Genomic DNA, 3,286 nt, shown 5'->3' with positions numbered 1-3,286 from the left:
CACCGCCGGCGATCAGGTGCGGAAACCGCGGGTGCGGCGTCACGCCGGTGTCGATGACGGCCACCTTCACGCCGGCACCACGACCGAACTGCCACGCCTCCTGCAGGTTCAGCATGTCCATGTACTTGGGTTGCAGCCGGAAGTCGGTCCCCGGCAGCACACCGACCTCGGTGCAGTACGAGTTCTGCTTCATCGGCGCCCCCGGTCCCGGCGGACCGTCCGGCGGCACCGCGCCCGCGTCGATCGTCGGGGGCGAAATCGCGTACGCCGGAGGCAGACCGGCCAACGCGCCCGAGGCGAGCAGCGCGGCGGCGAGGGTCGCGGCGCACGCGCGACCACGCCACACCTTGCCGTTAGCGATAGCGGATAGCTGCATAGACATTCATCAACCACAATGCCAGCGGGAAAATTGGCATCAGGCAGAGGTATTCAATCCATTCCACGAATTTGCGGAATAGCGGGCTGTAGACGGTGTTCGGCACTACGGCCGCCGATGTCAGTCCCGCGGCCGGCAGCAACACCAGGATCGCCGCGCTGATCGACACCGCCAGCGGCGACTGCAGCACCAGCGCGTAACGCAACACAACCGCACCGACGATCAGCACGGCCGTTCCGGCCAGGGTGATCGCCTGCCAGCGGTCGACGTACGAGCGGCCGCGCAGCATCAGGAAGCCCGCGCTGAAGCCGGCCAGCAGGACGGGCAGCCAGCGTTGTCCGGTGTGCGGATCCGACAGCGCGGTCAGCGAGACGATCATCAGCACGCCGAGCCCGATCAGCAAACCCGACAGGAAGGACCGGGCGCGTTCGGCCTGGGTCAGCACGTCGCGGACCGAGGCGGGCCCCTCCAGCACCGGAGGACCGCCGTCGGAGCGCACCACGGTGGTGGGCAGGTCGGGTCGGGCCTCGAACACCCACCGGCTGGTGGCCGACGGGAAGACGGGCAACCGGATGCCGGCCAGCCGGCGCGAGATGGCCGGCGCGCTCTGGTAGATCATGACGGACACCAGCACGACGCAGGTGAACAGCGTCACGGCGCTGGTCATCGCGACCATGCGCGCCAGCGCGGCCACCGCCGCGATCAGGCTGGCCGTGACGATCGCCGTGTAGATCGCCAGCCGGCGCCCGGTGAAGCGCAGCGCCAGTATCGCGGCGATGGTGAGGACGCCGAAACCCAGCACCGCGTGCGGGGATCCGACGCCGCCGGGCGGCGCGGCCGCCGCCGCGATCGAGATGGGGGCGAGGCTGCTCAGCAGCATGGTGTCGCCGACGCGCCGTTCCTGCTGCGTGGTCGCCCGCATCAGCAGCATCAGCGAGACGCCGAGCACAACTGCGCCGATCACGCCCGCGTAGACGGTCGGCAGCCACGAGTTGTGGTGCCAGCGCCACCAGCCGAGTAGGCCGGCGGCGGTCGTCACTCCGACGGCCACCATCGTCGCGCCGACCTGCACCGCCACGACCGGGTCGATGGCGGCGAAGCGCTTGCTGAGATCCGCCGCGACGGCGGTGGAGATGTGCTCGATGACCTGCGAGCGGTGCTCGGTGTCCGGGATGAACCGGATCCACAACCGGTCGCCGTCGTAGACGTCCTGCTCGCTCAGCGATTGGGTGGCCCGCAGCGGCGAACCGTCCACCAGGCACAGCGCCCAGCGGCCCCGGCCGGAGGCCTCCAGCGGGGTCTCGCCGAGTTCGCGGAGCCGGCTGTTGACCACCTTCAGCAACGGTTCCGTCATCACCGAGACGGGGGCGTTGGCGTCGAGCAGGACGCCGATCTGGACACCCGCGCCGGCCATCACGCCGACGACGACTGCCTGAGGCTGCGAGATTCCTTCTACGTCAGGCTGTGGTACTTCAACTACCGCAGTCATCGCCCTGCACTCCCTATCGTGATGAATGTGTGAGCCCGTGCCGCCAGTCGCGCGCGGGCCTGCGCCGGTGTACCCGTCGAGGTGCTGGCGCCCCCCGCCAAGTCCATTCCGACTAAGTGGAATTCCATCTGCCTCGCCTTGCGATTAAGAGTTGTCGTTGACACCCGTTTGAGATTTGCTGATGTCTTTGAGAGAAGTATGCCGTGTTCGCAGCTCAACCGCATGTTGAGTGCAAAGACATTGGTGAACTCTATGTTTCGCGGGAATGTCAGACCCGGCTGTGCGTTTTCCACTCGCCGTAGGGAAGTGTGTCGAGCACAGTCTTGACGCCGACCTGCACGAGCTGCGGGGTCGCCGGACAAATGGCCAGCCACGCCTCGCCCGAACCCGCGGTGCGGGCCTGCTGATACAGCGCGATGCGTCCGCCGGAGCCGTCTTTGAGTGACAGCACCGACGCGCTGGGGCCCTTGGCGTCGTCCTGGTACTGGCGGGCGTACACCGCGACCTCGGCGGCGGGGTCGGACAGCGCCTGACCCAGCGCGGCCACGGTGGCGGCGCTGATGCCCATCCGGCGCAGGTCTCCCCCGGAGAACACGTTGAAGCCGGACTCCTGCCACGACTTGGTCGCTTCCAGCATTTCCTCCAGCGGCACGTTGACCGCGTTGATCGCTGCGGGCTCGGCGTGGTGGATGGACTCGAGCGCGTCGATCACCAGGGACGCGATCGAGGCGCTGTCCGCGACGGCGACGTCGTCGACGGTGATCTCACCGCCCACCCGGACCGCCGACACCCAGTGCTGTCCGCGACGGGCCAGCACCACCCGGAATTCGTTGTCGGGGATGTCGCGCGAGCCCGGGGGCTGGTTCTCGTCATCGAGGACGCCGTAGGCCAGCTTGCCTCGGGACAACAGGGCGACCACTTCGAGGTCGGGCGCCGCGAGCACTCGCATCCGCGCGGCCACGTGCTCGTTCACCTGGTCGTTCTCGACGATGCCCTGCTCGCGCATCACCGTCATGCCGGGATGCTCGTTGAGCCAGTCGTTCGAGTCGGTAGACACGTATGGCCGGCACCGCAGCTCGGGCGCGACGTGCCGGATATCCAGCAGCGCCTGGAGCATCCAGAAACCGTCGACGTTGACAGTGATGTCGGTGCGGGTGCTCTGTTGGTCCATCACTTCCCCAATCGGTCCCTAATACTTCAAGCCAAACTGCACGGTAACCGCAGGACGCGGCAGCACACCACCCGTCGGTGTGCTGCCGCGCCTGAAGTTGCGGTTAGGCCCAGCTGGACCCAACGGCGCTGTCGGTGCTGGCCATGTTGCTGCCCGCGGACTGAACCTTCTGCCCGTGGGAGTTGGCCTGCTCGTAGATGACCTGGAAGTTGCGACCCAACTGGGTGATGAACTCCTGGCATGCCACCGA

The 3,286-nt window shown here is 67.7% G+C and carries 2 protein-coding genes and 2 pseudogenes; all 4 read right to left on the bottom strand.

Translation table 11 applies throughout. The annotated features are described in order from the left end of the window. Positions 1-376 (bottom strand): annotated as a pseudogene (locus tag A5622_RS02965) (peptidase S8); the annotation flags it as partial. Next, positions 354-1,865, bottom strand: a complete 1,512-nt coding sequence (gene eccD / locus A5622_RS02960; protein WP_066876546.1) for a type VII secretion integral membrane protein EccD — start codon at positions 1,863-1,865, stop codon at positions 354-356. The pseudogene A5622_RS02965 and the gene eccD, both read right to left, overlap by 23 nt. A 268-nt stretch (positions 1,866-2,133) precedes the next feature. Beyond that, entirely contained in the window at positions 2,134-3,036 is a 903-nt protein-coding gene (locus A5622_RS02955) for an ESX secretion-associated protein EspG (protein ID WP_066870696.1), read from the bottom strand. Between the two features lie 103 nt (positions 3,037-3,139). Then, positions 3,140-3,286, bottom strand: a pseudogene (locus tag A5622_RS02950) (type VII secretion protein EsxI); the annotation flags it as partial.

The sequence above is a fragment of the Mycobacterium sp. 1245801.1 genome, assembly GCF_001673055.1.
Taxonomy (GTDB): Bacteria; Actinomycetota; Actinomycetes; order Mycobacteriales; family Mycobacteriaceae; genus Mycobacterium; species Mycobacterium europaeum_A.
The sequence above is the reverse complement of the archived record's forward strand: the minus strand, read 5'-3'. Positions and strand labels throughout refer to the sequence as shown.